At 68.3% G+C, this 24,993-nt stretch carries 27 protein-coding genes and 1 tRNA gene; 20 read left to right on the top strand and 8 right to left on the bottom strand.

From position 1 onward, the window contains the following. Nucleotides 1–16 precede the first annotated feature (16 nt). On the top strand, nucleotides 17–826 hold the full coding sequence (locus F4560_RS31585) for a DUF1206 domain-containing protein (RefSeq protein WP_312869591.1): 810 nt from the start codon (nucleotides 17–19) through the stop codon (nucleotides 824–826). Nucleotides 827–878: 52 nt separating this feature from the next. Here F4560_RS31585 and F4560_RS31580 read toward each other — a convergent pair whose 3' ends face one another. After that, on the bottom strand, nucleotides 879–2,717 hold the full coding sequence (locus F4560_RS31580) for an acyl-CoA dehydrogenase (RefSeq protein WP_184926348.1): 1,839 nt from the start codon (nucleotides 2,715–2,717) through the stop codon (nucleotides 879–881). A 736-nt stretch (nucleotides 2,718–3,453) separates the two neighbouring features. Beyond that, nucleotides 3,454–4,158, bottom strand: coding sequence for a response regulator transcription factor (locus F4560_RS31575; RefSeq protein ID WP_184926346.1), 705 nt, complete (start codon nucleotides 4,156–4,158; stop codon nucleotides 3,454–3,456). A 245-nt stretch (nucleotides 4,159–4,403) separates the two neighbouring features. Between F4560_RS31575 and F4560_RS31570 the strand changes: the two genes are divergently transcribed. Together F4560_RS31570 and F4560_RS31565 are read left to right on the top strand one after the other, a co-directional pair. Then, on the top strand, nucleotides 4,404–5,918 hold the full coding sequence (locus F4560_RS31570) for a sodium:solute symporter family protein (RefSeq protein WP_184926344.1): 1,515 nt from the start codon (nucleotides 4,404–4,406) through the stop codon (nucleotides 5,916–5,918). Nucleotides 5,919–5,991: 73 nt separating this feature from the next. Further along, entirely contained in the window at nucleotides 5,992–6,378 is a 387-nt protein-coding gene (locus F4560_RS31565) for a hypothetical protein (RefSeq protein WP_246477906.1), read from the top strand. Nucleotides 6,379–6,400: 22 nt separating this feature from the next. Here the strand turns inward: F4560_RS31565 and F4560_RS31560 are convergent, their stop codons facing one another. Continuing rightward, nucleotides 6,401–6,814, bottom strand: coding sequence for a PH domain-containing protein (locus F4560_RS31560; RefSeq protein ID WP_184926342.1), 414 nt, complete (start codon nucleotides 6,812–6,814; stop codon nucleotides 6,401–6,403). A gap of 52 nt (nucleotides 6,815–6,866) precedes the next feature. On the opposite strand from F4560_RS31560, the gene F4560_RS31555 reads away from it, so the two are divergent. Genes F4560_RS31555 through F4560_RS31545 form a run of 3 tightly spaced genes read left to right on the top strand, consistent with a single transcriptional unit; the run spans nucleotide 6,867 to nucleotide 8,688 of the window. Continuing rightward, on the top strand, nucleotides 6,867–7,316 hold the full coding sequence (locus F4560_RS31555) for a MarR family winged helix-turn-helix transcriptional regulator (RefSeq protein WP_184926340.1): 450 nt from the start codon (nucleotides 6,867–6,869) through the stop codon (nucleotides 7,314–7,316). After that, entirely contained in the window at nucleotides 7,313–7,705 is a 393-nt protein-coding gene (locus F4560_RS31550; protein ID WP_184926338.1) for a DUF5313 family protein, read from the top strand. The genes F4560_RS31555 and F4560_RS31550 overlap by 4 nt, the downstream gene beginning before the upstream one ends. A gap of 32 nt (nucleotides 7,706–7,737) precedes the next feature. After that, entirely contained in the window at nucleotides 7,738–8,688 is a 951-nt protein-coding gene (locus F4560_RS31545; RefSeq protein ID WP_184926337.1) for a phosphotransferase family protein, read from the top strand. On the opposite strand, the gene F4560_RS31540 is transcribed toward F4560_RS31545, so the two are convergent. Further along, complete coding sequence (locus F4560_RS31540; RefSeq protein ID WP_184926335.1) at nucleotides 8,685–9,056, bottom strand: hypothetical protein; 372 nt, start codon at nucleotides 9,054–9,056, stop codon at nucleotides 8,685–8,687. The genes F4560_RS31545 and F4560_RS31540 overlap by 4 nt on opposite strands. Nucleotides 9,057–9,798: 742 nt before the next feature. Here F4560_RS31540 and F4560_RS31535 point away from each other — a divergent pair. The 6 genes from F4560_RS31535 (at nucleotide 9,799) to F4560_RS31515 (ending at nucleotide 14,257) form a co-directional block, all read left to right on the top strand. Beyond that, a complete protein-coding gene (locus F4560_RS31535; RefSeq protein WP_184926333.1) occupies nucleotides 9,799–10,170 on the top strand; it encodes a helix-turn-helix domain-containing protein in 372 nt (123 codons plus the stop codon). A 311-nt stretch (nucleotides 10,171–10,481) separates the two neighbouring features. Next, nucleotides 10,482–11,525, top strand: a complete 1,044-nt coding sequence (locus F4560_RS31530) for a toll/interleukin-1 receptor domain-containing protein (RefSeq protein WP_184926331.1) — start codon at nucleotides 10,482–10,484, stop codon at nucleotides 11,523–11,525. A 278-nt stretch (nucleotides 11,526–11,803) separates the two neighbouring features. Further along, the gene (locus F4560_RS31525; RefSeq protein WP_184926329.1) at nucleotides 11,804–12,451 is read left to right on the top strand and encodes an HAD family hydrolase; all 648 of its coding nucleotides are present in this window, start codon (nucleotides 11,804–11,806) and stop codon (nucleotides 12,449–12,451) included. A 118-nt stretch (nucleotides 12,452–12,569) separates the two neighbouring features. After that, nucleotides 12,570–12,701: a hypothetical protein gene (locus F4560_RS45775; protein WP_281391966.1), complete on the top strand. Its 132-nt coding sequence runs from the start codon at nucleotides 12,570–12,572 to the stop codon at nucleotides 12,699–12,701. 730 nt (nucleotides 12,702–13,431) lie between these two features. Beyond that, complete coding sequence (locus F4560_RS31520; protein ID WP_184926327.1) at nucleotides 13,432–14,088, top strand: site-specific integrase; 657 nt, start codon at nucleotides 13,432–13,434, stop codon at nucleotides 14,086–14,088. Nucleotides 14,089–14,095: 7 nt separating this feature from the next. Next, on the top strand, nucleotides 14,096–14,257 hold the full coding sequence (locus F4560_RS31515; RefSeq protein WP_184926325.1) for a hypothetical protein: 162 nt from the start codon (nucleotides 14,096–14,098) through the stop codon (nucleotides 14,255–14,257). A gap of 82 nt (nucleotides 14,258–14,339) precedes the next feature. Here the strand turns inward: F4560_RS31515 and F4560_RS31510 are convergent. Beyond that, nucleotides 14,340–14,410, bottom strand: a tRNA-Gly gene (locus tag F4560_RS31510). Between the two features lie 36 nt (nucleotides 14,411–14,446). Here F4560_RS31510 and dcd point away from each other — a divergent pair. After that, nucleotides 14,447–15,028 (top strand): dCTP deaminase, encoded by a 582-nt coding sequence (gene dcd / locus F4560_RS31505; protein ID WP_184926323.1) that lies wholly within the window; start codon nucleotides 14,447–14,449, stop codon nucleotides 15,026–15,028. Nucleotides 15,029–15,054: 26 nt separating this feature from the next. Here the strand turns inward: dcd and F4560_RS31500 are convergent, their stop codons facing one another. Further along, nucleotides 15,055–16,038: a cation diffusion facilitator family transporter gene (locus F4560_RS31500; RefSeq protein ID WP_184926321.1), complete on the bottom strand. Its 984-nt coding sequence runs from the start codon at nucleotides 16,036–16,038 to the stop codon at nucleotides 15,055–15,057. A gap of 95 nt (nucleotides 16,039–16,133) precedes the next feature. Here F4560_RS31500 and F4560_RS31495 point away from each other — a divergent pair, with 95 nt between their 5' ends. Further along, entirely contained in the window at nucleotides 16,134–16,511 is a 378-nt protein-coding gene (locus tag F4560_RS31495) for a phage holin family protein (protein WP_184926319.1), read from the top strand. Nucleotides 16,512–16,598: 87 nt separating this feature from the next. Here the strand turns inward: F4560_RS31495 and F4560_RS31490 are convergent, their stop codons facing one another. Next, a complete protein-coding gene (locus tag F4560_RS31490; RefSeq protein WP_184926317.1) occupies nucleotides 16,599–18,872 on the bottom strand; it encodes a (Fe-S)-binding protein in 2,274 nt (757 codons plus the stop codon). A 140-nt stretch (nucleotides 18,873–19,012) separates the two neighbouring features. On the opposite strand from F4560_RS31490, the gene F4560_RS31485 reads away from it, so the two are divergent. The 4 genes from F4560_RS31485 (at nucleotide 19,013) to F4560_RS31470 (ending at nucleotide 21,511) form a co-directional block, all read left to right on the top strand. Beyond that, nucleotides 19,013–19,345, top strand: a complete 333-nt coding sequence (locus F4560_RS31485) for a DMT family transporter (RefSeq protein ID WP_184926315.1) — start codon at nucleotides 19,013–19,015, stop codon at nucleotides 19,343–19,345. Continuing rightward, nucleotides 19,332–19,865: a TetR/AcrR family transcriptional regulator gene (locus tag F4560_RS31480; protein WP_184926313.1), complete on the top strand. Its 534-nt coding sequence runs from the start codon at nucleotides 19,332–19,334 to the stop codon at nucleotides 19,863–19,865. Before F4560_RS31485 ends, F4560_RS31480 begins: the two co-directional genes overlap by 14 nt. Nucleotides 19,866–19,888: 23 nt before the next feature. Continuing rightward, the gene (locus F4560_RS31475) at nucleotides 19,889–20,458 is read left to right on the top strand and encodes a hypothetical protein (RefSeq protein ID WP_184926312.1); all 570 of its coding nucleotides are present in this window, start codon (nucleotides 19,889–19,891) and stop codon (nucleotides 20,456–20,458) included. Nucleotides 20,459–20,722: 264 nt separating this feature from the next. Further along, the gene (locus F4560_RS31470) at nucleotides 20,723–21,511 is read left to right on the top strand and encodes a DUF4097 family beta strand repeat-containing protein (RefSeq protein WP_184926310.1); all 789 of its coding nucleotides are present in this window, start codon (nucleotides 20,723–20,725) and stop codon (nucleotides 21,509–21,511) included. Here F4560_RS31470 and F4560_RS31465 read toward each other — a convergent pair. Next, entirely contained in the window at nucleotides 21,508–22,029 is a 522-nt protein-coding gene (locus tag F4560_RS31465; protein ID WP_221483703.1) for a DUF5655 domain-containing protein, read from the bottom strand. The genes F4560_RS31470 and F4560_RS31465 overlap by 4 nt on opposite strands. Nucleotides 22,030–22,239: 210 nt before the next feature. Here F4560_RS31465 and dnaK point away from each other — a divergent pair, with 210 nt between their 5' ends. Next, entirely contained in the window at nucleotides 22,240–24,090 is a 1,851-nt protein-coding gene (gene dnaK, locus F4560_RS31460) for a molecular chaperone DnaK (RefSeq protein WP_184926307.1), read from the top strand. Then, the gene (gene grpE, locus F4560_RS31455) at nucleotides 24,087–24,986 is read left to right on the top strand and encodes a nucleotide exchange factor GrpE (RefSeq protein WP_312869589.1); all 900 of its coding nucleotides are present in this window, start codon (nucleotides 24,087–24,089) and stop codon (nucleotides 24,984–24,986) included. Before dnaK ends, grpE begins: the two co-directional genes overlap by 4 nt. Nucleotides 24,987–24,993: the final 7 nt, after the last annotated feature.

Raw genomic sequence — 24,993 nt, 5'->3', positions numbered from 1 at the left:
GGGGTATCACCCGATCGTGGCTACCACTGGGCAAGAGGTACGAAGACATCCCGCCGTCCAACTGCTCGGACGTGCGGGGATGGTCTGCTACGGACTGGTCCACGTGCTGCTGGCGGTGTTGACGGCGCAGGTGGTCCTGGGTGACGCCGGGGAGCGCACCGACCAGAAGGGCGCGGTCTCGTCCCTCGCCCAGACCTCGCTCGGTCCGCTCCTGCTGTGGGTGGTGGCGATCGGCCTGTTCGCGTTCGCGGGCTGGCAGCTCACCATGGCGGTCTCGGGTTATGGGTGGGTCGCCAAGAAGCGCAAACGTTTCTACCGGAAGTGCGGCTCGGTCGGGCGCGCGATCACGGGCACGGTCATCGGGATCGCGGCGATCAACTACGCGACCGGCACGTCCCAGAAGAGCGGCACCGAGCAGTCCCAGACGTGGACGGCCCGCGTGCTCGCGTTGCCGTTCGGGCAGGTGCTCGTCGGTGCGGTGGCGCTGTTCGTGCTCGGGCTGGGCGTGATGGTGGCGCGCAAGGGCGTGAAGAAGTCCTTTGAGGACGATCTGGACATGTCGGAGCTGCCCGACGGCAGCCGGGGCCTGGTGGAGCGGCTGGGCCGGATCGGCTGGATCGGCAAGGGCGCGTCGTACGTCCTGATCGGAATCCTGGTGGCCTTCGCCGCGGTGAACGCCGACCCGTCCGAGTCCGGCGGGATGGACAAGGCGCTGCACACGTTGGCGGCGCAGCCGTACGGGCTGTTCGCGCTGGCCGTGATCGCGTTCGGCTTCCTCGGCTTCGGCGCGTACTGCTTCGCCGCGGCCAAGGCGCACAAGGGCTGACCAAAGCCGAAGGGCGGCACCCGGAGGTGCCGCCCTTTTGCCTTGCGGAGCCTTAGAAGGAGGCTTCGTCGATGTCCATCAGGGCGTTGTCGGTGGCCTCGGCGATCTTGCGACGCGCGGTCAGCTCCGGCAGCACGGACTTGGCGAAGAACGACGCCACCGCGACCTTGCCCTCGTAGAACACCTTGTCCTTGGCCGAGACCTCGCCGTCGAGCTTGGCCAGCGCCACGTCGGCCTGGCGCAGCAGCAGCCAGCCCACCAGCACGTCGCCCGCCGTCATCAGGAGGCGGACGGTGTTCTGGCCGACCTTGTACAGGTTCCGGACGTCCTCCTGCGAGCTGGTCAGGAAGCCGACCATCGCGCCGAGCATGCCCTGGAGGTCTTCCAGGCCCTGCTTGAGGAGCGCGCGCTCCTCCTTGAGACGACCGTTGCCGGCCTCGTTGTCCAGGAAGGTCTGGATCTCGCCGTTCAGGAAGCCGAGCGCCTGGCCCTTGTCCCGGATGATCTTCCGGAAGAAGAAGTCCAGCGACTGGATGGCCGTGGTGCCCTCGTACAGGGAGTCGATCTTGGAGTCCCGGATGTACTGCTCGATCGGGTACTCCTGGAGGAAGCCGGAGCCGCCGAGCGTCTGGAGCGACTGCGCCAGCTGCTCGTACGCGCGCTCCGAGCCGACGCCCTTGACGATCGGCAGCAGCAGGTCGTTGACCTTCTCCGCCAGCTCCTTGTCCGGGCCGCCCAGCGCGATCTTGTCCTGCTGCGTGGCCGTGTACAGGTAGACCGCGCGCAGGCCCTCGGCGTACGCCTTCTGGAGCATCAGGCTGCGGCGCACGTCCGGGTGGTTCGTGATGGCGACGCGCGGCGCGGTCTTGTCCGTCATCCGGGTCAGGTCGGCGCTCTGGACCCGCTCCTTGGCGTAGGACAGGGCGTTCAGGTAGCCGGTGGAGAGGGTGCCGATGGCCTTCGTGCCGACCATCATGCGGGCGTACTCGATGACCTGGAACATCTGCGCGATGCCGTCGTGCACCTCGCCGAGCAGCCAGCCCTTGGCCGGGACATCGTGCTGGCCGAACGTCAGCTCGCACGTGGTGGAGACCTTGAGGCCCATCTTGTGCTCGACGTTGGTGACGAAGGCGCCGTTGCGCTCGCCGGTCGACTCACCGGTCTGGGGGTCGAAGTGCCACTTGGGGACGAGGAAGAGCGACAGGCCCTTGGTGCCGGGCCGCGGCTCGATGCCGGGACCCTCGGGACGGGCCAGGACCAGGTGCATGATGTTCTCGGTCATGTCCTGGTCGGCGGACGTGATGAACCGCTTCACGCCGTCGATGTGCCACGTGCCGTCGTCCTGGAGCGTGGCCTTGGTGCGGCCCGCGCCCACGTCCGAACCGGCGTCCGGCTCGGTCAGCACCATCGTGGCGCCCCAGCCGCGCTCGATCATGATCTCGGCCCAGCGCTGCTGCTGCTCGGTGCCGTTCTGGTAGACGACCGAGGCGAAGCTCGGGCCGGCCAGGTACATGTAGGCGGCCGGGTTGGCGCCCAGGATCAGCTCGGACGCCGCCCACTGGACCGACGGCGGGATGCCGAAACCGCCCAGCTCGTTCGGCAGGCCGAGGCGGTACCACTCGCCGTCCCAGAGCGTCTGGTACGACTTCTTGAACGATTCCGGCAGCGTTGCCGAGTGGGTCTTCGGGTCGAAGACCGGGGGGTTGCGGTCGGAGTCGGCGAAGGAGTCCGCCAGCGGCCCGACCGCCAAGTTGTTGAGCTCGGCAAGCACGCCGCGCGCGGTGTCCTCGTCGGACTGCTCGAACGGCCCCGTGCCGAGGTGGTCCTGCACGTTGAAGACCTCGAAGAGGTTGAACTCGAGGTCCCGGACGTTGCTCTTGTAGTGACCCATCTCGTCGCTCACTCCATGCTGGTCGGGGCGGTCCCCTACTGACCGGTAACAACAGGGTATTACCTGTCAGTAACCTCGGCAAGGCCGGTTGACGGGTTGTGGCGAATCCGACGGCTGTGAGCTGCGGGGTTTCGTTCGGAAGGTTCGCGGTGCCGGAGCGGCCGGTGGGGGGTGCCGGAACGGGCGGCGCAGTCGGGGGCTGCGTGTGGGGTCCGGGGCGGGGTCGGGTCGGTGCCGGGGCGGCATCGGAGCAGTGTCGGGTTTCAGAGCGGTGCCGGAGCGGGCAGAAGGCCGCAATGCGCAACCAGCGGTTCCGCAGTGCGCAACTTGCGGGGTGCCGGAGTTTGAGTGCAACTCGCTGTGCGGCAGTGCACAAGTCGCGGTGGGGTGGACGACTCGCGGTGCCGGAGTGGGCGACTCGCGGTGCCGGAGTGGATGGCTCGCGGTGCGCGCGCGGACGACTCGCGGTGCCGGAGTGGATGGCTCGCGCGGTGGTGGGGTGTGTGGAGGGGTGAGGTTTGGCGTGGGTGTGCTTCGCAGGGGTCCCCGGCAAGGGGATCCCTTGATTTGATCCTGCCAGGTGGCACCGACGGTCTGGGGTCGTCGGCGGCGGGCTGTGGATAACCGGTCAGCGGGCAACCAGGTTGTGGACAACCGGGTTGTGGATGGCCGGGTTGTGGATAGCCAGGTGGTCGGCCGGGCGTGACAGGTCAGGCGCTGTGGTCACGCGCGGTGGTCAGGCTTGGAGGACGCCACCCGACAAGAGGCCCGACTGGTACGCCAGGGACACGGCGTGGGTGCGGTCGCGGGCGCGGAGTTTGCGCAGGATGTTCTTCACGTGCGTGCGCACGGTCTCCACCGACACGTACAGCTCACTCGCCACGGCCTGGTTCTCCAGCCCGTCCGCGATGAGCTGGAGCACCTCGTACTCCCGCCGTGACAGCGACCGCCGCGTGCCCGCCTCGGCCGTCGGCGTGAACCCGGCGGCCAGCGGCGCGAGGGTCGGGTCCAGGTAGGTCCGGTCCAGGTGCGTCCGGGCGATGGCCTGCATCACCTCGCCGATCTCACCGGACCTCGGCACCATCCCGCGCACCCCGGCCGACAGCGCCGCGCGCACGAACTTCGCCGTCCGATGCGGCTCCCGCACCAGCGAGATGACCACCAAGGACGAGTCGTTGCCGGTCAGCAGGGTCGCCAGGTGGCCCTGCGGATCGAGCATCGAGTCGACCAGCAGCACGTCCGGCCGCAGCCGTTCGTGCATCCGCACCGCCGTGTTCAGGTGTCCGGTGGCGCCCAGCCAGTGCATGGCGGGCGTCCGCCGCACCACGGCGGCCAGTCCTTCGCGGAACAGGGGCAGGGGGTCGACCAGGGCGATCCCCGGCCCGGGGCCTCGCCGCTCAGCGCTGGGCATGAGCGGGCGCGCGTTGAGAACGGTTCGCATGCCGGTGCGACCTTCCGGCGAACCGGCCATGACGCGGATTCTGCGAACTACTTTCCGTACATACGCGGTCTCGTTGGTCACATACATGAACAACAGTCACGAATGTGACTCAATGACGGCCTACGGCCTTCCGTCAGAGGCAACAGCCTCGTAAGACGTACGTCACACACCCATGTGGGACGCCGCGCACCCGCCGCCGGAGTACACGCGCTGCCACCCGTGGGCCGAACACTCGTGGAGGCCTCATGGACACCCTCGACTGGGTCGTCGTCGGTGGGTACTTCTTCGTGATGGTGGCGATCGGCTACTGGTCACGCGGGCGGATCAAGAACATCTCCGACTTCTTCACCGCGGGCGGCAAGATGCCCTGGTGGTTGTCCGGCATCTCGCACCACATGTCCGGCTACAGCGCGGTCATGTTCGTGGCCTTCGCCGCCGAGGCCTACCGCCTCGGGCTCACCGTCTACATCTGGTGGGCCCTGACGATCGGGCTCGGCGTCGGCATCGGCGCGTTCCTCTGGGCGGGCGCCTGGAACAGGCTGCGCTCCAAGCACGGCGTCAAGTCGCCGCTGGAGTACCTGGCCCGCCGCTACGACGTGCCGACGCAGCAGATCATGGCGTGGGCGGGCGCGGCGCTGAAGGTGGTGGACATCGCGGCCAAGTGGGTCGCGGTCTCGCTGCTGCTCCAGGGCTTCGCGGGCGTCCCGATCTGGCTCGGCATCACGATCGTCGGCGTCGTCACGATGGTCTACTCGGTGCTCGGCGGCCTGTGGGCCGACGCGCTGACCGACTTCGGCCAGTTCATCATCCAGGGCGTGGCGGGCATCGCCATGTTCGTCGCGGTCGCCGCGCACTTCGGCGGCATCGACTTCATGTGGAAGATCTGGGACCAGCTGCCGGAGCGGAACTCCGAGCCGCTGTCCGGCCAGTACACGCTGATCTTCTTCATGGCGCTGTTCCTGATCAAGACGCTGGAGTACAACGGCGGCATGTGGAACCTGGCGCAGCGCTACATGGCCGCGCCGTCGGGCGCCGCCGCCAGGCGCTCCGCGCTGCTGTCGAGCGCACTGTGGCTGCTCTGGCCGCTGGTGCTGTTCTTCCCGATGTGGGCGGCTCCGCTGATCGTGCCGGGCATGGAGGCCAACGCCGAGCAGGCGTACGTCGAGATGGGCAAGCTCATGCTGCCCGCGGGCATGATCGGTCTGGTGCTGGCGGGGTTCTTCTCGCACACCATGGCGATGGTGTCGTCGGACGCCAACGTGATCTCCGCGGTCATCACCCGGGACATGCTGCCCAGGCTGTGGAAGGGCGCGACAAGGCTCAGCGAGCCCGCGCAGTTGCAGCTGGCGCGGATCACCACGTTCGCGTTCATCGGGCTGAGCATGACGATCGCGTTGACCGCGGACACCAAGGGATTCGTGCTCAAGGTCGTGATCGCCTTGGTGGCGGCCACGATGGGCCCGGTCGCGATCCCGTTGATGCTCGGCATGCTGCCGTGGTTCCGGAAGGTCGGCCCGACCGCCGCGAAGGCCTCGGTGATCGGCGGCCTCGGCACGTGGGCGGTGCTGTACGTGTTGCAGCAGTCCAAGGTCGAGTTCGTCACCCAGGCGGTGATCGTGTCCTCGCCGCTGTTGGTGTCGCTGGTGCTCTACCTGGGGATCGGATTCCTGCTGAAGCCGGAACCGTCGGCCGACCGGGACGAGCTGATCGACTCCCTGCGGTCCGACCCGGACGAGGAGAAGGTGTCCGCGCGCGCGTGACGCCGACCTGTTGATCTGTGGGATCGGTCATCTCCGCTGTGCGGGCGCCAATCGCGCCCGCACAGTGGGGCGCATGGACAGTTGGCGACCGCGGGACGAGGCCGAGTCGGCCGCCGGGTGGCGGCTGTGGCTGGCGCTGAGCAGCCGGTTGTGGCCGTCGACCGAGTGGGACGGCACACCGGCCGAGGCCGTGTGCGGGTTGCGGACGGTCCTGGCCGAGTGCGACCGGATCCGCGGCACGTACGCCGGTGACCGGGCGGCGGCGGTGCTGAGGCTGGTCGACTCGGTGGTGTTCGTGGTGAGCCTGCCGATGGACCTGTGGCGGGACGACGTGCTGCAAGTCGACGCGGATCGGGCGGCGTTGCTGCACAGCGATCTCGCGGGTGTGGTCGAGCACGTCGCCGACGTGCGGGCCGTGCTGGCGCGCGGCGGCGGTTGGGCGGAGTTGGAAGCCCGCTGACGCTTGATCAGCGTCGGCCTGATCAGCGTCGGGCGTCGAGCCGTGTCTTGATGTCCAGGGCGAGGTACCAGGCGAAGTGCGCCTCGGTGGACGCGTCCACGCGGATCACGTGGCCGTTGTCGAGCCGCAGGTACACCCATTCCCGTTTCCAGCTGGTGCGGTGCACGTACCAGGCGTCCACGACCTGGTCCCACCGCAGCCGGTGAGTGCGCCACACGTTGCGCACGACCATCCCGTCCGGCGTGAACTCCAGCGACACGAACCACGCACGCACTGCCATGTTGAGGAGTGCGGCCGTGCCGACGGCCAGGTATCCGTCCACCGTTTCGTACGGTCCTTCGTACCGGAACCAGTACAAGCCGGCGATCATCAGCCCACACGTCATGCCGACCACTAGTCGGGCGCGTGCCCGTCCGCTGCGTAATCGTTCCCCCATGTGGTGATGGTCGCATGGGAGAACCGCTGGTGAGGGCATAGTGTGTGTACTAATGATTAGTGCACAAAACGTCGAGGACCCGCTGGACCTGGAACGGCAGGTCTGCTTCGCGTTGTCCATCGCGTCCAGGAACGTGGTCGCGCTCTACCGGCCGCTGTTGGAGCCCATGGGGCTGACCCACCCGCAGTACCTGGTGATGCTCGCCCTGTGGGGCCGCGCGCCGTTGTCGGTGAAGGAGCTGAGCCGGTTGCTGGCGTTGGAGCCCGCGACGCTGTCGCCGCTGCTCAAGCGGCTGGAGGCGATCGGGTACGTGACGAGGTCGCGGGACGCGGCGGACGAGCGGCTGCTCGCCGTGACGCTGACCGAGACCGGTGCGGCGCTGCGCGAACAGGCGTTGGCCATCCCGCCCGCGGTGGTGGAGCGGTTGGGGATGTCGCTGGACGAGTTGCGCGACCTGCACTCCGTGCTGACCAGGGTGATCGCCGCGACGGAGCGGACGTGAACCGGCCCGCCGTGCCGCTGCGCGCGTGGTACCTGCTCGGCGGCAGGCTGCCCATGCACCACCGGGAGTGGGTGTTCCGGCAGGCGACCAAGCCGACGTGGCTGGCCTGGTTCGCCGTGCGGATGTTCCTCCAGGTGCTGCCGTTGACGGTGGCCATCACGCTGGCGTTGGTGCTGGGCCTGGGTTCCCCGTTGCCGCTGGCGATCGCGTGCGGGTCGTTGGGGCTGGTGGTGGGTGTGTACTTCGGTGTGTCGTACGCGATCGAGAGCACCGACCACCGGATGACCAAGTACGGCTATCCGGCGGGCGCGGCGGCTGCGGTGCGCAAGGAGCGGACGAAGCGGGACCAGGAGCGTTACGAGCAGGTGTGGCGTTCGACCGGGTCGTGAACGCGGGGGCGGGTCGCTTAGCGTCTGACGGTGTGGAGTGGCAGACGGGTGTGGCGGCGGCGTTCGGGCTCGGTGACGTCCTTGAGCCGTGGACGCCGGTGGCGGGTGGGCGTTCGCATCTGATGTGGCGTCTGCGCACGTCCCGGGGCACGTGGGCGGTCAAGCGGTTGAACCGGTCGCGCGAGGACTGGTGGATGCGCGACTACCTGGTGTCCGCCGAGATCCAACTGGCCGCCCACTCGCGCGATTTCCCCATGCCCCGTCCCGTCCACCCGCTCGAACCGGCCGCGCCGCTGCTGGCGGACGTCCGGGTCGGTGACGAGGTCGCCAGTTACCTGGTGCACGAGTGGCATGAAGGCGGGCCGCTGACCTCGGACGTTTCGGCGTGGGTGGGTGCGACCCTGGCGTCCCTCCACACGTTGCCCGCTGCCGGGCGGCCTGACGGGCAACCGCATCCGGTCGAGGAGTGGTTGGAGTGGCTGGACGAGGCGCCGAACGACTTCACCGACGCCGTGCGCGGTTATCTGCCCGACATCGCCGAGGCTCTGGTGATTGCTGCGGACGTAGGTGAGTTGACGCTGGTGAGCACGCACCGGGACGTGAAGCCGGACAACGTCCTGGAGACCCCGAACGGACCGCTGCTGGTGGACTGGGACGGCGCGGGCCCGGACTACGCGGAGTGGGAACTGACCCGTGCGGCGCTGTACTTCAGTGGGCTGGGCGAGGACCGGACCGCGTTCGACACCGTGATCAGGTCGTACGAAACGGCAGGTGGCCGGCGCCCGTCGGCGTCCCCGGCGGCGTTCGCGGGCCTCCTGCGCGTCTACCTGGGCGGCGCGGCGTGGATGGTCTGGCGCGCACTCGGCCACCGCCCCGTCACCCCGCCCGAACAAGCCGCCGCCCACACGCACGCGCTGGAGCTACTGGCCGACCTCCGCACGTCCCTCGGCCGCCTGGACACCTGGGTCGACCGGCTGCGCTAGCCGCGGGAGGCGGGTTGAGACGACGTCGGCAACTCCGTCTTGCGGCAGTCCGTGAGCAGGATCGTGGCCGCCTCCTCCAGGTGGCAGATCACGTGGTCGCCCTCCTGCACCTCGGTCGCGAACTGACCCTTGTCGACGTGCTGCCGGTGCCAGTTGTCCGCCCTCAGATCCCGCGGCCGGCCACTCACGACGTTTACCTCGTACGTGGTGTCGTACACGCCGAGGACCAGGAACGTCGGGTCGGCCTCGATGTTCGAGCAGCCGGTCAGGGCGAGACAGGCCAACATCAGGGCGATCTTGCGCATCATGTCCCCCAAGTGGATCTCGTCCTCAAGACGCCCGAGCCGGGGGGCGGTTGCCCGGAACACGACGGGATGGCACGAGCGCGTCGCCCCCGGCACCAGCCGGAGCGATCTTCGCTGGTGAGAGGCCTTTGTTGCCCGAATCAGGAAATCTGTGCCAGCCGAGGTAGACATTCGTCTGTCCGTGTGCGTAGTATTCACCTCGTTGGAAGAGAGAAAGTCAGTGACACGGGAGATGACGAACTGCCCGTGAGCTAGAGGCTTGACGGTCGGACGTGCTGGGGCCAGTCGGTGAAGGGGCTCCTCGGCAGTGGGCCAAGGGTTGATCGGCGGTTACGACCGGAGGAACGATCCCGGTGCCGACGACCGGGTGAAATGGCAAGCGTTTAAAGCAGTTTTGATGAATGGCAGTACGTGTGCAGTACGGCCAGGTGTGCCGGAGCCGATCAGTGGACGGGGCTCCAGGTAGGTGGCCAAGGGTGGTCGGTGAGGTGATTCCGGCATGTGCATCAGGACCGGTGCCGACCGTTGCGTGAGAGTGCAAGAAGTAGTAATCAGAGGAAAAGGGCAGGGTTGTACACCATCGGATCGCCCGGCTTCGGCTGAACTCGGCCGGACGGGTACCGCAGTTCCATCGGTTTGGAAGGTGGTCTTCGGTTACGCACATGCGATCCCCGCAGCGCCCGCTTCTAGTGCGGGTGGCGCGGACAGAGAAAGCCGGTCTCACGGTCGGCTAGGTGGAAGTGGAACCCAACACCCTGGGGCCCCGGCGCTACTGCGCCGGGGCCCCTCGTGATGCGGAGGTGCGATGAACCCAGAGGAAGCCCACGACCACCAGCTGCCGGACGCGCAGACCACGGCCGAGCGTTTCGACGACGACGACTACCCCGCTTACACCATGGGACGGGCCGCGGAGATGCTCGGCACTTCGGCTGGGTTCCTGCGCAGCCTGGACGAGGCCAAGCTGATCGAGCCGCAGCGCTCGGCCGGCGGACACCGCCGGTACTCCCGCAGCCAACTGCGCTTGGCCGCCCGCGTCCGGGTGATGGTGGACCGAGGCACAGGGCTGGACTCGGCCTGCCGCATCGTCACCCTGGAGGACCAGCTTCAGGACGCCAAGGACGCCAACAGGTCGCAGCACCCACCCGGAGAGCCCTACCCGCCACTGCGGGGCGTGTGACCCCGCTGTGGACCGGGAGGTCGGCCGGACCGGCCGACCTTCCCCTTGATGACGAGGGCCTCCCAGGTCAACCGACCTGGGCCTTTGTGCACCCGTGCAGAGGCCCGGTGGCGAGCGCGAAGTTCTGTCAGCGCTTGGTGGTGCGGACTGTGGGCGTTGCCGTCCAAGTTCAGTGCAAGCACCTCGTCGGTGACGGGTTTCCGCTCCAGCAGCCACGGCTCGAGATTCCCGCTAGGCGGCCGGGCCACCCGTGCGCACCCCGGTCCGGGACGGGCGCAGAGCCGGCAGACTGGGCCCGGTCGGCGTGGCACATGCACGAGGCGGGAGCGGCATTGCGCAGGCGGACCAAGTACGACCTGTTCATCAGCTACAACACCGAAGACCGCCCCCTGGTGCGCGAGTTGGCCGAAGACCTGCACCGCTTCGGCGTCCGGGTGTGGTGGGATGCCTGGGAGATGAAGCCCGGTGACTTCATCCGCGACCGGATCAACGACGGCATCACGTCGGCCGGTTACTTCCTCGCGGTCCTGTCCCCCTCTGCGTTGCGGTCGAATTGGGTGAAGTACGAACTCACCTCAGGGATGCTGCTGGAGATCGAGCGGGCGGGCGTCCGGGTCGTGCCTGCCCTCGTGGCCGGGCTGAGCGTCGGCAGCCTCCCGGTGGACTTACGAGCCAAGAAGTGCCTGCTGCTGGACCCGGACAACTACCGGGCGAGCGTCGAAGAGCTAGTCGACCTGGTCAAACCCGAACGCCGGCAACGCGCCGAACTGCTCAACCGGCTGCGCGATCCCAAGGACGTGTTCAGGTCGGCGGCGGTCCTGCGGCCGTACGCGCTGCACCAGCACGACCAGACCGTGGAGAAGGCAGCGCTGGAGGGTCTGCGCAAGATCGGTGGCCCCGAAGCGGTGGTCGTCGTGACCGAACGCGCCCTGAACACCTGGGGCGTATCCGCAATCGAGCGGGCTCTCAAGACGCTGATGCGGATGAGAGCCGACTCGGGCCTGCTCGCCTTCTGCACCACGCTGCTCCGCGACAGCCGCTACCTGATCGAGAAGATCAACACGATCGCCGAAACCAGCCCCGAGGTCAGCGAGGCGCTCGCGGACTTCGACGGCGTCACCGATTGGGAAATCGCCGAAAGGCTGGGAAAGGTGCTGAACGTGTTCTACACCAGCCCGAACCCGGAAATCCGCTACGGAACAGCCCTAAGCCGTGCCCTGCTGCCACCAACCCGCCTGGCCGGCAAAGTGGATCCCCCACCGGAAGACCTGACAGCCGAGGCCGTCAAGTTCGCCGACCAGGCACTGCCAAACCTGACCGCAGTCCTCCGAAACTGCGACCGATACGGGATGTAACCCCCTGCTTGGTGCGGCTGTGCCGAGCCACCTGAACGGTCGCCGAACGAGCGATCCGTCGGCGACCCCTCGACCGTCAGCAGGCTCGAGGGCGGCAGGCACACCACCGAACAGCGCAAGGGCGCCGGCGACCACTGACCACGTGGTTTGCCGGCAGTGAAGAAGCCTCCGCGGCGGCGTAGGGCACGAACGCCTTGACTGCGTGGTCAGGCCATCTGAGTGTGGGTGGGGCTGGTGTGGTCGTCGCGTGGTGGGCGTTGATGGCGTAGGTGCAGGGCTTGGTGTCTGCGGTGGTGTTCGACGTCGGTGAGACGTTGTTGGACAACTCGCGGGAGTGGGGTGCTTGGGCCGACTGGATCGGGGTATCCCGGCACACCTTCTCGACGGTGCTCGGTGCGGTTACTGCGGCGGGGCGGGACAACGCTGAGACGCTCCACTATTTCCGGCCTGGCTTCGATGTCGCTCACGAGAGGCAGTTGCGGAAGCGGGCGGGGGTGGGCGAGCGCATCGATAGCGGGGATCTGTACCCGGATGTGCGGACCGGGTCGGCCGGGTTGCGGAAGGCTGGGCTGTGGGTCGGGGTGGCGAGGAACCAAACTGCTCGGGCGGCTGAACTGCTGCGGGCATTGGACCTACCGGTGGACGGGCTCGCCACCTCTGGTGAATGGGGTGTGACCAAGCCTTCACCCGAGTTCTTCGAGCGGGTTGTGGACATGACGCCTGCGGAGGCTGCGGGTGACGTGCTTTATGTCGGCGACCACCGTGACAACGACGTTGTGGCCGCTAAGGCGGCTGGGTTGCGTACTGCGTTGATTCGGCGTGGGCCGTGGGGGTACCTGTGGGCCGATGATCCGTTGGTGCGTCGTGATGCTGATTGGGTGATCGACTCGTTGCACGAGCTGCCGGAGCTGTTGGGGAAGGCGTGAGCCGATAGTCCGGTGTGTCGGCTCAGCGAGCGCCGGCCCACGCGGCCAGGTCGAGTAAGCCGGAGCTGAGTGACGGGTGAGTGCGCAGTAGGACTGATAGGGCTTGGCGGACCTGCGGATGGTTGCGCGTGTGTTCGAGGGCTGCTTGGCGGGCGGCTTGCAGGCAGAGGTAGGCGTCTTCGTGGTGGCCGAGGTCGAGTTGGGCTCTCGCCAGGTCGATGAAGTAGTGCGAGCGGCGTTCGGCGGGTAGGGCTTGCGGTGGCTGCCAGGTGGACGCTCGTTGGATGCCTGCCTCGACACAGGTACCTGTGCGTCAGGATCGTCCTCGGAGAAGGAGAACGAGGACGTCACGTGCCGCCTGTCGCTGCCATCGGTGGGGGGACAGCACGGCAACGGCTCCAAGGGCGCTAACAGTGACGATCATCCATATCATGCCGAAGGCGGCTACCGTGACAGGTTCAAGGTGATACATGCTAGGACTGCTCCTCGATGGTCTGGGGAGTAGAGCGCGCGCCGCGACTGTGGAAGGAAACGGCGCGAGCTCGATTACTCTCATAGCTTGTCGCGTTCCTCGATCCACCTGCAATCAGCCACCTCGGGGCGACTACGAGGGGTCACGCTCTACTCTGATTGGGCCGCCTTTAGGCCGCCTTTCGGCTTGTTTCGCCACTGCTGCACATTCAATGCGTAGTCGAACGATGACATTTGCTGCGCCATCTACCACCATACGGATGGGATCCAAGCCTTCCTGCCCGTCCGATCTCGGCTCTACTACGAAAAATACGGGGCCGTATCGCCTTCTGCTTACGGAGGGTTGAAGTCCTAGCAGAGGGTTTCGGGTCATCCCTCCGACCTGGCTCGTCCCAAACGCGCGTGTCAAGGGGACACCTTCCGTCCATTCTGGCCTGTTGGGCCGGATCTGCCCCCCTTGACGCGTTCCAGCTCGGCCAACTCGACACACCCATGATCTCGACACGCCCATGATCAGGAAGTGGCGGGCGGGCTTGCTCGCTGCGGGCGTCTCGCAGTCGATGGCTGCCAAGGCGTACCGACTGCTGCGGGCCGTGCTGATGACGGCGGCGAACGAGGACTGGATCATCCCGCGCAACCTGTGCCAGGTGCGCGGCGCTGGCCCGGAGAACCCGGACGAACGGCCGGTGCTGACCGTGGCCCAGGTGTTCGACCTGGCGTCGCGGATGGCTGATCGGCGGTACCGGGACTTCGTGCTCCTGGCGGCGTTCGCCACGCTCCGGTGGGACGAGATCACAGCTCCCAGGCGGATGGACATCGCGCCGGACGCGAGTGCTGTCCGCGTCGCTGGGGCGTTCGTGGAGCTGCCCGGTCGGGGCTTGGTCTATGGCCCTCCCAAGTCACGAGCTGGCCTGCGGTCCGTCGCGATCCCGGAGGCGATCAGGGCTGACCTGCTCGCTCACCTGGACGAGTTCACCGACTCGGCTCCCGATGCCCGGGTGTTCACGGGCCAGCGTGGCAACCCGCTGCGCCGGGGCGACTTCAACCTGCGTACCGGCTGGAAGAAGGCGGTCGCTGACATCAGCGTGCCCCACCTGCACTTCCACGACCTCCAGCACCGGGAACACCCTTGGCTGCGCGCACCAAGGCCAGCACGCGGAACCTGATGCGCGGATGGGGCACGACAGTCCTCGGGCGGCGCTGATCTACCAGCACGCGACTACAGAGGCGTCTCGCGAGATCGCGGCCGGTCTGAGCGGCCTGGTCGACCGGGAACGTGGCGGCGGAAATGGCGAGGATGACGGCACCGCTGGCGTCCTGGCCCTGGTCGACTAACCGCACGTAGACAGCACGGTGACGTTCTGGCCCGACTACGACGAAGGCCCAGGTCGACGTGACCTGGGCCTTCGTTCACTTGAGCGGGTGACGGGAATCGAACCCGCCTCTACAGCTTGGGAAGCTGTCGTTCTACCAATGAACTACACCCGCGTGTTGCGTGCCCGATCATACACATAGGCTGTCACCGTGCTGCTAAGCGACCGTGATCTGCGCAAGGAGGTCGGCTCCGGCCGGCTGGTGCTGGAGCCGTTCGACGACGTCATGGTGCAGCCGTCCAGCATCGACGTCCGGTTGGACCGCTTCTTCCGCGTCTTCAACAACACCCGCTACACGCACATCGACCCGGCGATGCAGCAGGACGACCTCACCTCGCTGGTAGAGCCGGCCGACGAAGAGCCGTTCGTGCTCCACCCGGGTGAGTTCGTGCTCGGCTCGACGTTCGAGCTCGTCACCCTCCCGGACGACCTGGCGGGCCGCCTCGAAGGCAAGTCCTCGCTCGGCCGCCTCGGCCTCCTCACCCACTCCACCGCGGGCTTCATCGACCCCGGCTTCTCGGGCCACATCACGCTCGAACTGTCGAACGTCGCCAACCTGCCCATCACCCTCTGGCCCGGCATGAAGATCGGCCAGCTGTGCCTGTTCCGGCTCAGCAGCGCGGCCGAGTTCCCGTACGGCTCGTCGCAGGCCGGCTCCCGTTACCAGGGCCAGCGCGGTCCGACGCCGTCACGCGCGTACCTCAACTTCCACCGCACCGACACCAAGCGCTAGAGCGCCAAGGGCTAGAACACCGAGCGCTAGAGCTTCAGCTCCCCGTACCGGGCCAGCACCCGCGACCGCAGGTCCGGGTCGTTCCGCGGCACGGGCTCCAGGAACACCTCGTCCAACTCGACGTGCGCGGCGCGTAGTTCGGCGTCTATGCGGACGCACGCGCGCTCCAGGTCGGCGGCCCCCAACGAGTCGTCGAAGTCGAGCCGCGCGCACACCAGCACCCGGTCCGTGCCGACCGCCATCGTCAGCAGGTCCACCACCCGCTCCACCTCCGGCGCCGCCCGCAGCTGCGACCACACCGCCCGCACCAGCACCGGGTCGGCCTGCCTGCCGATCAGCAGCCCACGGTTCGTCGCCGCCAACGTGTACGCGGCGAACGCGAGCAGCGCCCCGATCGCCAACGACGCCACGCCGTCCCACACCGACGACCCGGTCACCTGGTGCAGCCCCAGCCCGCCGAACGCGAGCAGCAGCCCGACCAGCGCCGCCGAGTCCTCCAGGAACACCGTCTTCACCGTCGGGTCGTCCGACACCCGCAGGAACGCGAGCATCGACCGCTCCTCGGCCCGCGCCTCCCGCCGCACCTGCCGCACGGCCTGCGTCCACGACACCGACTCCAGCGCGAACGCGACGGCCAGCACGACGTACCCGACCACCGGGCTGTTCTGCTCTTCCGGCGCGCCGAACACCGTCCGAAAACCTTCGTAGAACGCGAACACCGCGCCCGACACGAAGATCGACACCGCCGCGAGCAGCGACCAGAAGTACCGGTCCTTCCCATACCCGAACGGGTGCCTGCGGTCGGCGGGCCGGGCGGACCGGCGCAGCGCCGTCAGCAACAAGGCCTCGGTGAACGTGTCGGCGACCGAGTGCGCCGCCTCGGACATCATCGCCGCCGACCCGGTGATCACCCCGGCGATCGCCTTCATCACCGCGATGGCCAGGTTCACCGCCAGCGCGAGCAGGACGGTGACCGTGCTCTCGCCGCCCTTCGACTGGTCAGGTGCCATGGCCCGACGTTAGGGCGCGACGGCACGTCCCGCGCGATGTGACGGCCCTCGCGTCCGACCCTTTTGGACAGCCGCCACCACCGTTAGCCTGCGGCATGGGCATTTTGGTGCACGTACTGCTGACGGCGGTGGCGGTCTGGGTCGCCACGCTCATTCCCGGCATCGACCTGGAATCGAGCGCGTCGACACCGGCGAAGATCGGCACGCTGATCGGCGTCGCGCTGCTCTTCGGTCTGGTCAACGCGGTGGTCAAGCCGCTGGTGAAGTTCTTCGGCTGCCTGTTCTACCTGGTCACGCTGGGTCTGATCGGCCTGGTGGTGAACGCGCTGCTGTTCTGGCTCACCGGCTGGCTGGCGGGCGAACTGGGCCTGCCGTTCGACGTCAGCGGCTTCTGGCCGGCGTTCTTCGGCGCGATCATCGTGGCACTGACGAGCTGGATCCTGAACCTCGTCTACGACCGCATCACCGACTGAAACCCCAGTTCTGGAACAACGACAACGCCCCTCGGTCCGAACAGGACCGAGGGGCGTTCGCCGTCCAAAGAGACCGGCCACAAGGGACTAGCTGGACGGCGCCTTGTCCTCGTTCGGCAGCGGGGTGCCGGTGGGGGTCTCGTCCGTCGGCACGTCGCCGCGCTCCAGGGCCTGGCCCCGGCGCACGGACGTCAGCAGCAGCTGCGCCACGTCCACGACCTCGATGTGCGATCCCGCCGTGCCCTCGTTCTGCCGTGCCGTCACACCATCGGTCAACATCACCCGGCAGAACGGGCAGCCCGTCGCGATCTTCGACGGCGCGGTGCCCAGCGCCTCGTCCACCCGGTCGAGGTTGATGCGCTTGCCGATCCGCTCCTCCATCCACATGCGGGCGCCACCGGCGCCGCAGCACATGGACTGGTCGCCGTGGCGAGGCATCTCGCGCAACGTCGCGCCCGACGCGCCGACCAGCTCGCGCGGCGCCTCGTAGATCTTGTTGTGCCGGCCCAGGTAGCACGGGTCGTGGTAGGTGATGTCCTCCGCGACCTCCGCCACCGGCACCAGCCGCCGCTCGCGCACCAGCTTGTTCAGCAACTGCGTGTGGTGCACGACCTCGAACGTGCCGCCCACCTGCGGGTACTCGTTCGCCAACGTGTTGAAGCAGTGCGCGCACGTCACGACGACCTTGCGCTGGCCGGGCTCACGACCGTCGAAGACCGTGTTCAGCACCTCGACGTTCTGCTGCGCCAGCATCTGGAACAGGAACTCGTTGCCCGCACGCCGCGCCGGGTCGCCGGTGCACGTCTCCTCCGGGCCCAGCACGGTGTACTTGACGCCGGCGGTGTGCAGCAGCTCGGCCACCGCCCGGGTGGTCTTCTTCGCCCGGTCCTCGAACGCGCCCGCGCAGCCGACCCAGAACAGGTACTCGGCGTCACCCAGCTCGCCGTCGAACACCGGCACGTCGAAGTCCAGGCCCTCGGTCCACGCCAGGCGGTCCTTGGCGTTCTGGCCCCACGGGTTGCCCTTGTTCTCCAGGTTCTTGAACATGCCGCCCAGCTCGGACGGGAAGTTCGACTCGATCAGCACCTGGTAGCGGCGCATGTCGACGATGTGGTCGACGTGCTCGATGTCCACCGGGCACTGCTCGACGCACGCGCCGCACGACGTGCAGGACCACAGCACTTCGGGGTCGATGACGCCCAGCTCGTCCGCGGTGCCGACCAGCGGGCGCTCCGACTCGGCCATCGCCAGCACGTCGATGGATTCGAGGCGCTTCTTGTAGTCCTCGTACTTGTCGCTCGTCAGGCCGACCTCGTCGCCCGCCATGTCCTTGCTGCCGCCGGCGAGCAGGTACGGCGCCTTGGCGAACGCGTGGTCGCGGAGCTGGGTGATGAGGAGCTTCGGGGACAACGGCTTGCCGGTGTTCCACGCCGGGCACTGGGACTGGCAGCGACCGCACTCGGTGCAGGTGCTGAAGTCCAGCCAGCCCTTCCACGAGAAGTCCTCGACCTTGCCGACGCCGAACACGTCCTTGTCGGGGTCGGCTTCCTCCAGGTCGAGGACCTTGCCGCCGCTCATCATCGGCTTCAGCGCGCCGAGCGCGACACCGCCGTCGTCCTCGCGCTTGAAGTAGATGTTGAAGAACGCGCTGAACCGGTGCCAGGCGACGCCCATGGTCAGGTTCTTCGCCACCACGACCAGCCAGACCATGGCGGACAGCAGCTTGATGATCGCCATGATCGAGACCCAGTCCGGGTTCGACGGCAGGATCTCGGCCAGCGGCGCGGTCACGAACGACGACCACAGCGGTGGGTCCTCCAGGCCGGAGGACTGCTTGAACGCCTTCACGCCGAGGATGCCCAGGCCCTCGATGATCACGACCGCTTCGACGAAGTACGCGGCTTTGAAGTCGGAGCCCGCGAACCGGGACAGCCGGTCGGCGCGGCGCGGGTGGTTGAGCTGGCGGATGATCGCCAGGGCGACACCGCCGACCACGGTGCCGACGCCGAGCAGTTCGACCAGCAGCGACCAGAGCGACCAGGTGCCGATGATCGGCCAGTGGAAGCCGGGGTAGAAGACCTCGCCGTAGGCCTCGAACAGCGCCGCGGAGCCGATCAGGAAGCCCCACATCACCATCCAGTGCCAGGGCGCGACCTTGCGGAGCTTGGCCATCCTGGTGTGCGCGACGAACTCCACGATCAGGGTGCGCATGCGGGGCACGAACGGCCCGTTGCGGGTCGCGTCGGGCTGCCCCAGTCGGATGATCTTGATCATCCGCAGGACACCGGCGACGAACAGGCCCCAGGCGTACACGCTGACGGCGACGCCGATGGCGCCGAGGGTGAGCTGGAGGGCTCCCATTGTGGTGGCGGCCTTTCTCGTCCGTTCTCCTGGAGCGGCAGCCTACGCCCGATTACTGGCCGGTAACCACTTGGACGTGGCCGATCACATACGGGCGGTACGATTGTGGAACAGACGTTCAACTTGTTGGGGGTGGACGCGTGCTCGTGTACCTGGCGCTGGCCGTGGCGATCATCGGGGAGGTCACCGCCACTGTTTCGCTCAAGTTGTCCGAGGGCTTCAGCAAGCCGATCCCGTCCGCGGTCGTCGTCGTGGGGTACGTGATCGCGTTCGGGGCGTTGGCGAAGGTGCTGGAACTCGGGATGCCGATCGGCGTGGCGTACGCGATCTGGTGCGCGTTCGGGATCGCGGCGGTCGCGGGGATCGGGGTCGTGCTGTTCAAGGAGCCGTTGAACGCCACGGTGGTCGTCGGGCTGGTGCTCGTGATCGCCGGCGTGGTGGCCATCGAGCTGGGCAGCGGTGCGAGCGCCTGACGGCCGGCGTGCGCGCGGCGACCGGCGTCGGCAGGCGATCCTGGAAGCCACGCTGCGGGTCGTCGAACGGGATGGCGTGGCCGGGGTGAGCCACCGGTCCGTGGCGCGTGAGGCAGGCGTGCCGACGACGTCGCCCACCTATTACTACGCGACGTTGGACGACTTGCTGATCGCGACGCTGACGTGGTCGGCCGATCAGATGGCTTCGAGCTTCCGCAACGTGGAGCTGACGCCGGCGGCGGTGGCGCGGTTCATCGCGGACGCCGCCGGCGAGCACCGCGGGAGGACGCTCGCGGAGTACGAGCTGTACCTGCTGGCGGCCCGCCGACCCGAGCTCCGTCCGGCGGCACGTCGGTGGATCTCGCTCATGGCGGAAGTCGTCGGGCCGTGGGACCCGGTGGCGCTGCGGGCGCTCCTCGCGGGCCTCGACGGGCTGCTGATCCAGGCGCTGATCGCGGATTTCCCCCCAATGGCGCAGGATTTGGAGCCCGTTGTGTCCCTTCTGATGCTTGGCGGATGACCTTCACGCGGGACACTGGTGGCATGAGGTTCGCCGGTCGTGAGTCGTGGCAGGTGTCGCACGGGACGAGTCAGACGGTCAACACCGCGCTGTTCATCCGTGACACGCTCGCGCTCTCGGTCGACACCGTCCCCGAACTGCCCGGGCTGGACCCGTCGGTGCCGGTGGTGGTGCCGCCGGGGGTGGACCGCGTGGCGGCGGCCGAGGAGTGGCTGGGCTGGTGGGCGGACGTGCTCGACCACGCCCGTGCCGATCTGCCGGGTGGTGCGCCGGATGATCCGGCCGGGCCGTCGTTGCAGATCCGGCCCGGGTTGCGGGCCGCGGTGATGGCCCTTGGGGCGGCTGCGGTGGCGTACGAACACCGGCACGTGAAGTCGCGGGGCGCGTTGCCGATCGGCGAGGTGGTGCGCGGCGTGGAGAGCCGTATCGGGCGGTACGTGAAGCCGTTCCGCCTGGTGATCACAGAGGTGCCCGTGCAGGGCCTGGTGTGGGAGCGGATGACCGAGACGCACGTGATCGCCTCGCAGCGCTTCCTCAGCGACCCGGCCCGCTCCGCTCCCGCCCTCCGCACAGTCGTCGAATCCCTCGCCTGACCCACCCCTCCGCGTGAGTCCTACGTTCAGAACGCGTGAGTCGTACCTTCAGGACCACCGTGTCCTACGTTCAGGACCCCCGAATTCAACGCTCAGAACACGCTGAGCGGGGCGAGCCGTTCGCTGGGACACCGCGAAACCGCCGGTCGTCGAGTCGAGGGGTAGGGCCAACCCCCGTACGGGGTCGGGGGTCTTCCTGGTGTGACGGCCGGTCGGGCACGCCTACCTTGAACCTCATCAACATTGAGGTTCGAGGGGGCAGTGGTGGTAAAGGGGATCGCGTTGGCGGCCGTCGTGGCGGTGGCCGCGGCGGTGGGGCTCACCTCGTGCGTGCGGCTCGTGCAGTCGGGCTTCAGGGACCAGCACCCGGTGACCGACCAGGTGACCGAGGTCCGGCTCCAGAACGGCTCGGGCAACGTCGTGGTCCGCAGCCGCGCCGGCGGCGGGGGTGACACCGAGATCCGGCGGTACGTCGCGTACCCCAAGGACGAGAACAAGCCCGAGGGCGTCAGCCACCGCATGGAGGGTTCCACCCTGGTCCTCGACGGCTGCGGCAACCGCTGCTCGGTGGACTACGAGGTCACCGTCCCCTCGAAGGACGTCCGGATCACCGGCCTCAACGACTCCGGTGACGTCCAGCTCGAAGGCGTGGCCGCCGTCGAGGTCGAGGTCGGCTCCGGCAACGCGACCGTCCGCGACGTCGCCGGCGTGGTCCGCGTCGACATCGGCTCAGGTGACCTGGACGTGGCCGACGTCGGCGGCGACTCGCAGACCGTGATCGGCTCCGGCAACGCCCGGCTGGCGAACATGCGCGGCGCGGTGACGGTGGACAGCAACTCCGGTGACGTCGAGGTGCAGATGGCCGCCGCGCTCTCGGTGCGCGCCGAGTCGGGCAGCGGCAACCTCACCGTCAAGGTCCCGAAGGGCGCCTACAAGGTGAACGTGGACGCGGACAGCGGCGACAAGGAGGTCGGCGTCACGAACGACCCGAACGCCTCCGCCGAACTGTTCCTGCGCGCCGGCAGCGGCGATGTCACGCTGCACACCGTCTAGGCGTTCTGCTCGTACGCCGCCAACAGCAACGCCTCCACCTCGCCGTCCACCTCGTCGGCCCCGGTCAGCGACACCTTGTGGGTCGACTGGCCGGGGCCGCCGGGCGTCAACCGCGCGCTGTCCGGCGCGGACGTGAACCGCAGTCCCAGGTCGATCCGCGACGCCAACGCCTGCACCGCCGCGAACTGCCGGCCCCGCACGAACGGCACGTAAGTCGCCCGACCCTCGGCCCGCACGTCCTCGCCCAACCCGAGGACCAGCGTCGCGATCCGGTCGAACAACGGCCGCAGCACCTCCTTGCGCCCCGAGTACTGCGACTCGACGTACTCCGTGAACGTCGGCTCGACCCACCCGGCCCGCCGCGCCGCCGCGTCCGCGATCGCCCACTGCGAGTTCTGCGGCACGCCGTGCACGTCCCGCAGCCACGCCCGGACGGCCTTCCGGTCCACTGGATCGAGTGAGGTCTGCTCGACCAGCGCGACCCATTCGTCCAGCGTGCGCCCGGTGAGCGCCTGCATCGACCGGGCTGACGGCGGCCGTCATGTCGGCGGGTGAGTCCATGCCACGAGTGTCCCGGATCACGCCGCCCCGGGAACACCGGAACGCCCCCGGCCGTTGGACAGGCAGAAAGATTGAGCCGGGTGGACTCAAGTCCGCCAGTACTGGCAAACTTGAGCCGGTGCCGCTCAACGCGGGGCTCTCACACACGCACTACCAGGAGGAATCCAATGGCGCGAGCGGTCGGCATCGACCTTGGGACGACCAACTCCGTCGTCGCCGTTCTCGAGGGTGGCGAGCCGACGGTGATCGCCAACTCCGAAGGGTCGCGTACCACCCCGTCCATCGTGGCCTTCGCCAAGAACGGCGAAGTGCTCACCGGTCAGCCCGCCAAGAACCAGGCGGTGACCAACGTCGACCGCACCATCCGGTCCGTCAAGCGCCACATCGGCCTGGACTGGAAGACGGACGACATCGACGGCAAGAAGTACACGCCGCAGGAGATCAGCGCGCGTGTGCTGATGAAGCTGAAGCGTGACGCCGAGGCGTACCTGGGCGAGGAGATCACCGACGCGGTGATCACCGTCCCGGCCTACTTCGAGGACGCCCAGCGCCAGGCCACCAAGGAGGCCGGGCAGATCGCGGGCCTCAACGTGCTGCGCATCGTCAACGAGCCCACCTCCGCCGCCCTGGCCTACGGCCTCGACAAGGGCGACAAGGAGCAGACCATCCTGGTCTTCGACCTCGGTGGCGGCACGTTCGACGTCTCGCTGCTGGAGCTGGCCGAGGGCGTGGTCGAGGTCAAGGCGACCTCCGGTGACAACCACCTCGGTGGCGACGACTGGGACCAGCGCGTCGTCGACTGGCTGGTCGAGCGGTTCAAGCAGACCAACGGCATCGACCTGACCAAGGACAAGATGGCGTTGCAGCGGATCCGCGAGGCATCCGAGAAGGCGAAGATCGAGCTGTCCAGCTCGAACAACGCCTCCATCAACCTGCCCTACATCACCGTGGACTCGGACAAGAACCCGCTGTTCATGGACGAGACGCTGTCGCGCGCCGAGTTCCAGCGCATCACGAACGACCTGCTGGAGCGCACCCGCTCGCCGTTCAACAACGTGATCAAGGACGCCGGCGTCAGCGTCGGCGACATCGACCACGTGGTGCTCGTGGGTGGCTCCACCCGCATGCCCGCCGTGGCCGAGCTGGTCAAGGAGCTGACGGGCGGCCGTGAGCCGAACAAGGGCGTGAACCCGGACGAGGTCGTCGCGATCGGCGCCGCCCTCCAGGCCGGTGTGCTGAAGGGCGAGGTCAAGGACGTCCTGCTGCTCGACGTCACCCCGCTGTCCCTGGGCATCGAGACCAAGGGCGGCGTGATGACCAAGCTCATCGAGCGGAACACGACGATCCCGACCAAGCGCTCGGAGATCTTCACCACGGCCGACGACAACCAGCCGTCCGTGCAGATCCAGGTCTTCCAGGGTGAGCGCGAGTTCGCCCGGGACAACAAGAAGCTCGGCATGTTCGAGCTGACCGGCCTGCCGCCCGCGCCGCGCGGCGTCCCGCAGATCGAGGTCACCTTCGACATCGACGCGAACGGCATCGTGCACGTGTCCGCGAAGGACATGGGCACGGGCAAGGAGCAGCGGATGACGATCACCGGCGGCTCCGCGCTGCCGAAGGACGACATCGAGCGGATGATCAAGGACGCCGAGGCGCACGCGGAGGAGGACAAGCGCCGCCGCGACGAGGCCGAGGTCCGCAACCAGGCCGAGACGCTGGTCTACCAGACGGAGAAGGTCCTCAAGGAGAACGAGGACAAGATCCCGGCCGAGGTCAAGGACAAGGTCAACGTGGCCGTCGCCGAGACCACCGAGGCGCTGAAGGGCGAGGACATCGCCACGATCCGCGCCGCGGTGGAGAAGCTGGCCACGGAGTCCCAGGCCATCGGCCAGTCCCTGTACGCCAACGCCCCCACGGCCGACGCGGCCGGTGCCGCCGGTGGTGCGCCCACCGGTGACGCGCCCAAGGCCGACGACGTCGTGGACGCGGAGATCGTCGACGAGGACGAGAAGAAGTGACCAAGCCCGAGGAACAGCCCCACGTCGTGGTGCGCGACCGCAGGCGCGTCGACCCGGACACCGGTGAGATGCGCACCCCGTCGCCCGAGGAGACGCCGGCCGAGTCGACGGGTGCCCAGGCGGGCGCCCAGACAGGTGCCGGGTCGGGCGCGGAGAACGGCGCTGAGACCGGCCCCGAGTCCGGCTCTGCGTCCGGCTCTGCGTCGGATTCCGTGCCGGACTCTGTGTCGGGCTCGCTCTCGGACTCGGAGCCCGGTTCGGCGTCCGGCCCGGCGGGTGGCGGCAAGCACGCCGCCCCCGACCTGCCGGACCCGGCCCAGGCCGTGACCGACCCGAGCGTCGAGCTGAAGGCGCAGCTGGACGAGCGGACCGCCGACCTCCAGCGGTTGACTGCGGAGTACGCCAACTACCGCAAGCGCGTCGACCGCGACCGGGAAGTGGTGATCACCACCGCCAAGGCGCAGGTGGCCGGCGAGCTGCTGTCCGTGCTGGACGACATCGAGCGGGCCGGCGCGCACGGTGACCTGACCGGCGCGTTCAAGGCGGTGGCCGACAAGCTGGTCGGCGCGCTGCACGGCACCGGTCTGGCGCCGTTCGGGCACGAGGGTGAGGAGTTCGACCCGTCCGTCCACGAGGCCGTGCAGCACAGCACGTCCCCGGACGTCAGCGGGCCGACCGTCACCGCCGTGCTGCGTCGCGGCTACCGGTTCGGCGAGCGCGTGCTGCGGCCCGCGCTGGTCGCGGTGACCGATCACGAGCCGGGTTCCGAGCCCGCGCCCGTGTCCGTCGCCGAGCCCGTGGCCGAGCCGGTCGAGGAGTCCGCCGACCAGTCCGCCGGCAAGCCCGCGTCGGAGTCCGCCGAGAAGTCCGCCGAAGAGCAGCACCAGCAGGATTGATGAAGGG

Origin of the sequence: Saccharothrix ecbatanensis, assembly GCF_014205015.1 — a bacterium.
GTDB lineage: Bacteria > Actinomycetota > Actinomycetes > Mycobacteriales > Pseudonocardiaceae > Actinosynnema > Actinosynnema ecbatanense.
The sequence above is the reverse complement of the archived record's forward strand: the minus strand, read 5'-3'. Positions and strand labels throughout refer to the sequence as shown.

Coding starts and splice junctions, on each gene's coding strand:
- F4560_RS31580 (WP_184926348.1), bottom strand. CDS start 2,717: ATGGGTCACTACAAGAGCAACGTCCGGGACCTCGAGTTCAACCTCTTC.
- F4560_RS31575 (WP_184926346.1), bottom strand. CDS start 4,158: ATGCGAACCGTTCTCAACGCGCGCCCGCTCATGCCCAGCGCTGAGCGG.
- F4560_RS31570 (WP_184926344.1), top strand. CDS start 4,404: ATGGACACCCTCGACTGGGTCGTCGTCGGTGGGTACTTCTTCGTGATG.
- F4560_RS31565 (WP_246477906.1), top strand. CDS start 5,992: ATGGACAGTTGGCGACCGCGGGACGAGGCCGAGTCGGCCGCCGGGTGG.
- F4560_RS31560 (WP_184926342.1), bottom strand. CDS start 6,814: ATGGGGGAACGATTACGCAGCGGACGGGCACGCGCCCGACTAGTGGTC.
- F4560_RS31555 (WP_184926340.1), top strand. CDS start 6,867: ATGATTAGTGCACAAAACGTCGAGGACCCGCTGGACCTGGAACGGCAG.
- F4560_RS31535 (WP_184926333.1), top strand. CDS start 9,799: ATGAACCCAGAGGAAGCCCACGACCACCAGCTGCCGGACGCGCAGACC.
- F4560_RS31530 (WP_184926331.1), top strand. CDS start 10,482: ATGCACGAGGCGGGAGCGGCATTGCGCAGGCGGACCAAGTACGACCTG.
- F4560_RS45775 (WP_281391966.1), top strand. CDS start 12,570: ATGGTTGCGCGTGTGTTCGAGGGCTGCTTGGCGGGCGGCTTGCAGGCA.
- F4560_RS31520 (WP_184926327.1), top strand. CDS start 13,432: ATGATCAGGAAGTGGCGGGCGGGCTTGCTCGCTGCGGGCGTCTCGCAG.
- F4560_RS31515 (WP_184926325.1), top strand. CDS start 14,096: ATGGGGCACGACAGTCCTCGGGCGGCGCTGATCTACCAGCACGCGACT.
- F4560_RS31500 (WP_184926321.1), bottom strand. CDS start 16,038: ATGGCACCTGACCAGTCGAAGGGCGGCGAGAGCACGGTCACCGTCCTG.
- F4560_RS31495 (WP_184926319.1), top strand. CDS start 16,134: ATGGGCATTTTGGTGCACGTACTGCTGACGGCGGTGGCGGTCTGGGTC.
- F4560_RS31490 (WP_184926317.1), bottom strand. CDS start 18,872: ATGGGAGCCCTCCAGCTCACCCTCGGCGCCATCGGCGTCGCCGTCAGC.
- F4560_RS31475 (WP_184926312.1), top strand. CDS start 19,889: ATGAGGTTCGCCGGTCGTGAGTCGTGGCAGGTGTCGCACGGGACGAGT.
- F4560_RS31465 (WP_221483703.1), bottom strand. CDS start 22,029: ATGCAGGCGCTCACCGGGCGCACGCTGGACGAATGGGTCGCGCTGGTC.
- dnaK (WP_184926307.1), top strand. CDS start 22,240: ATGGCGCGAGCGGTCGGCATCGACCTTGGGACGACCAACTCCGTCGTC.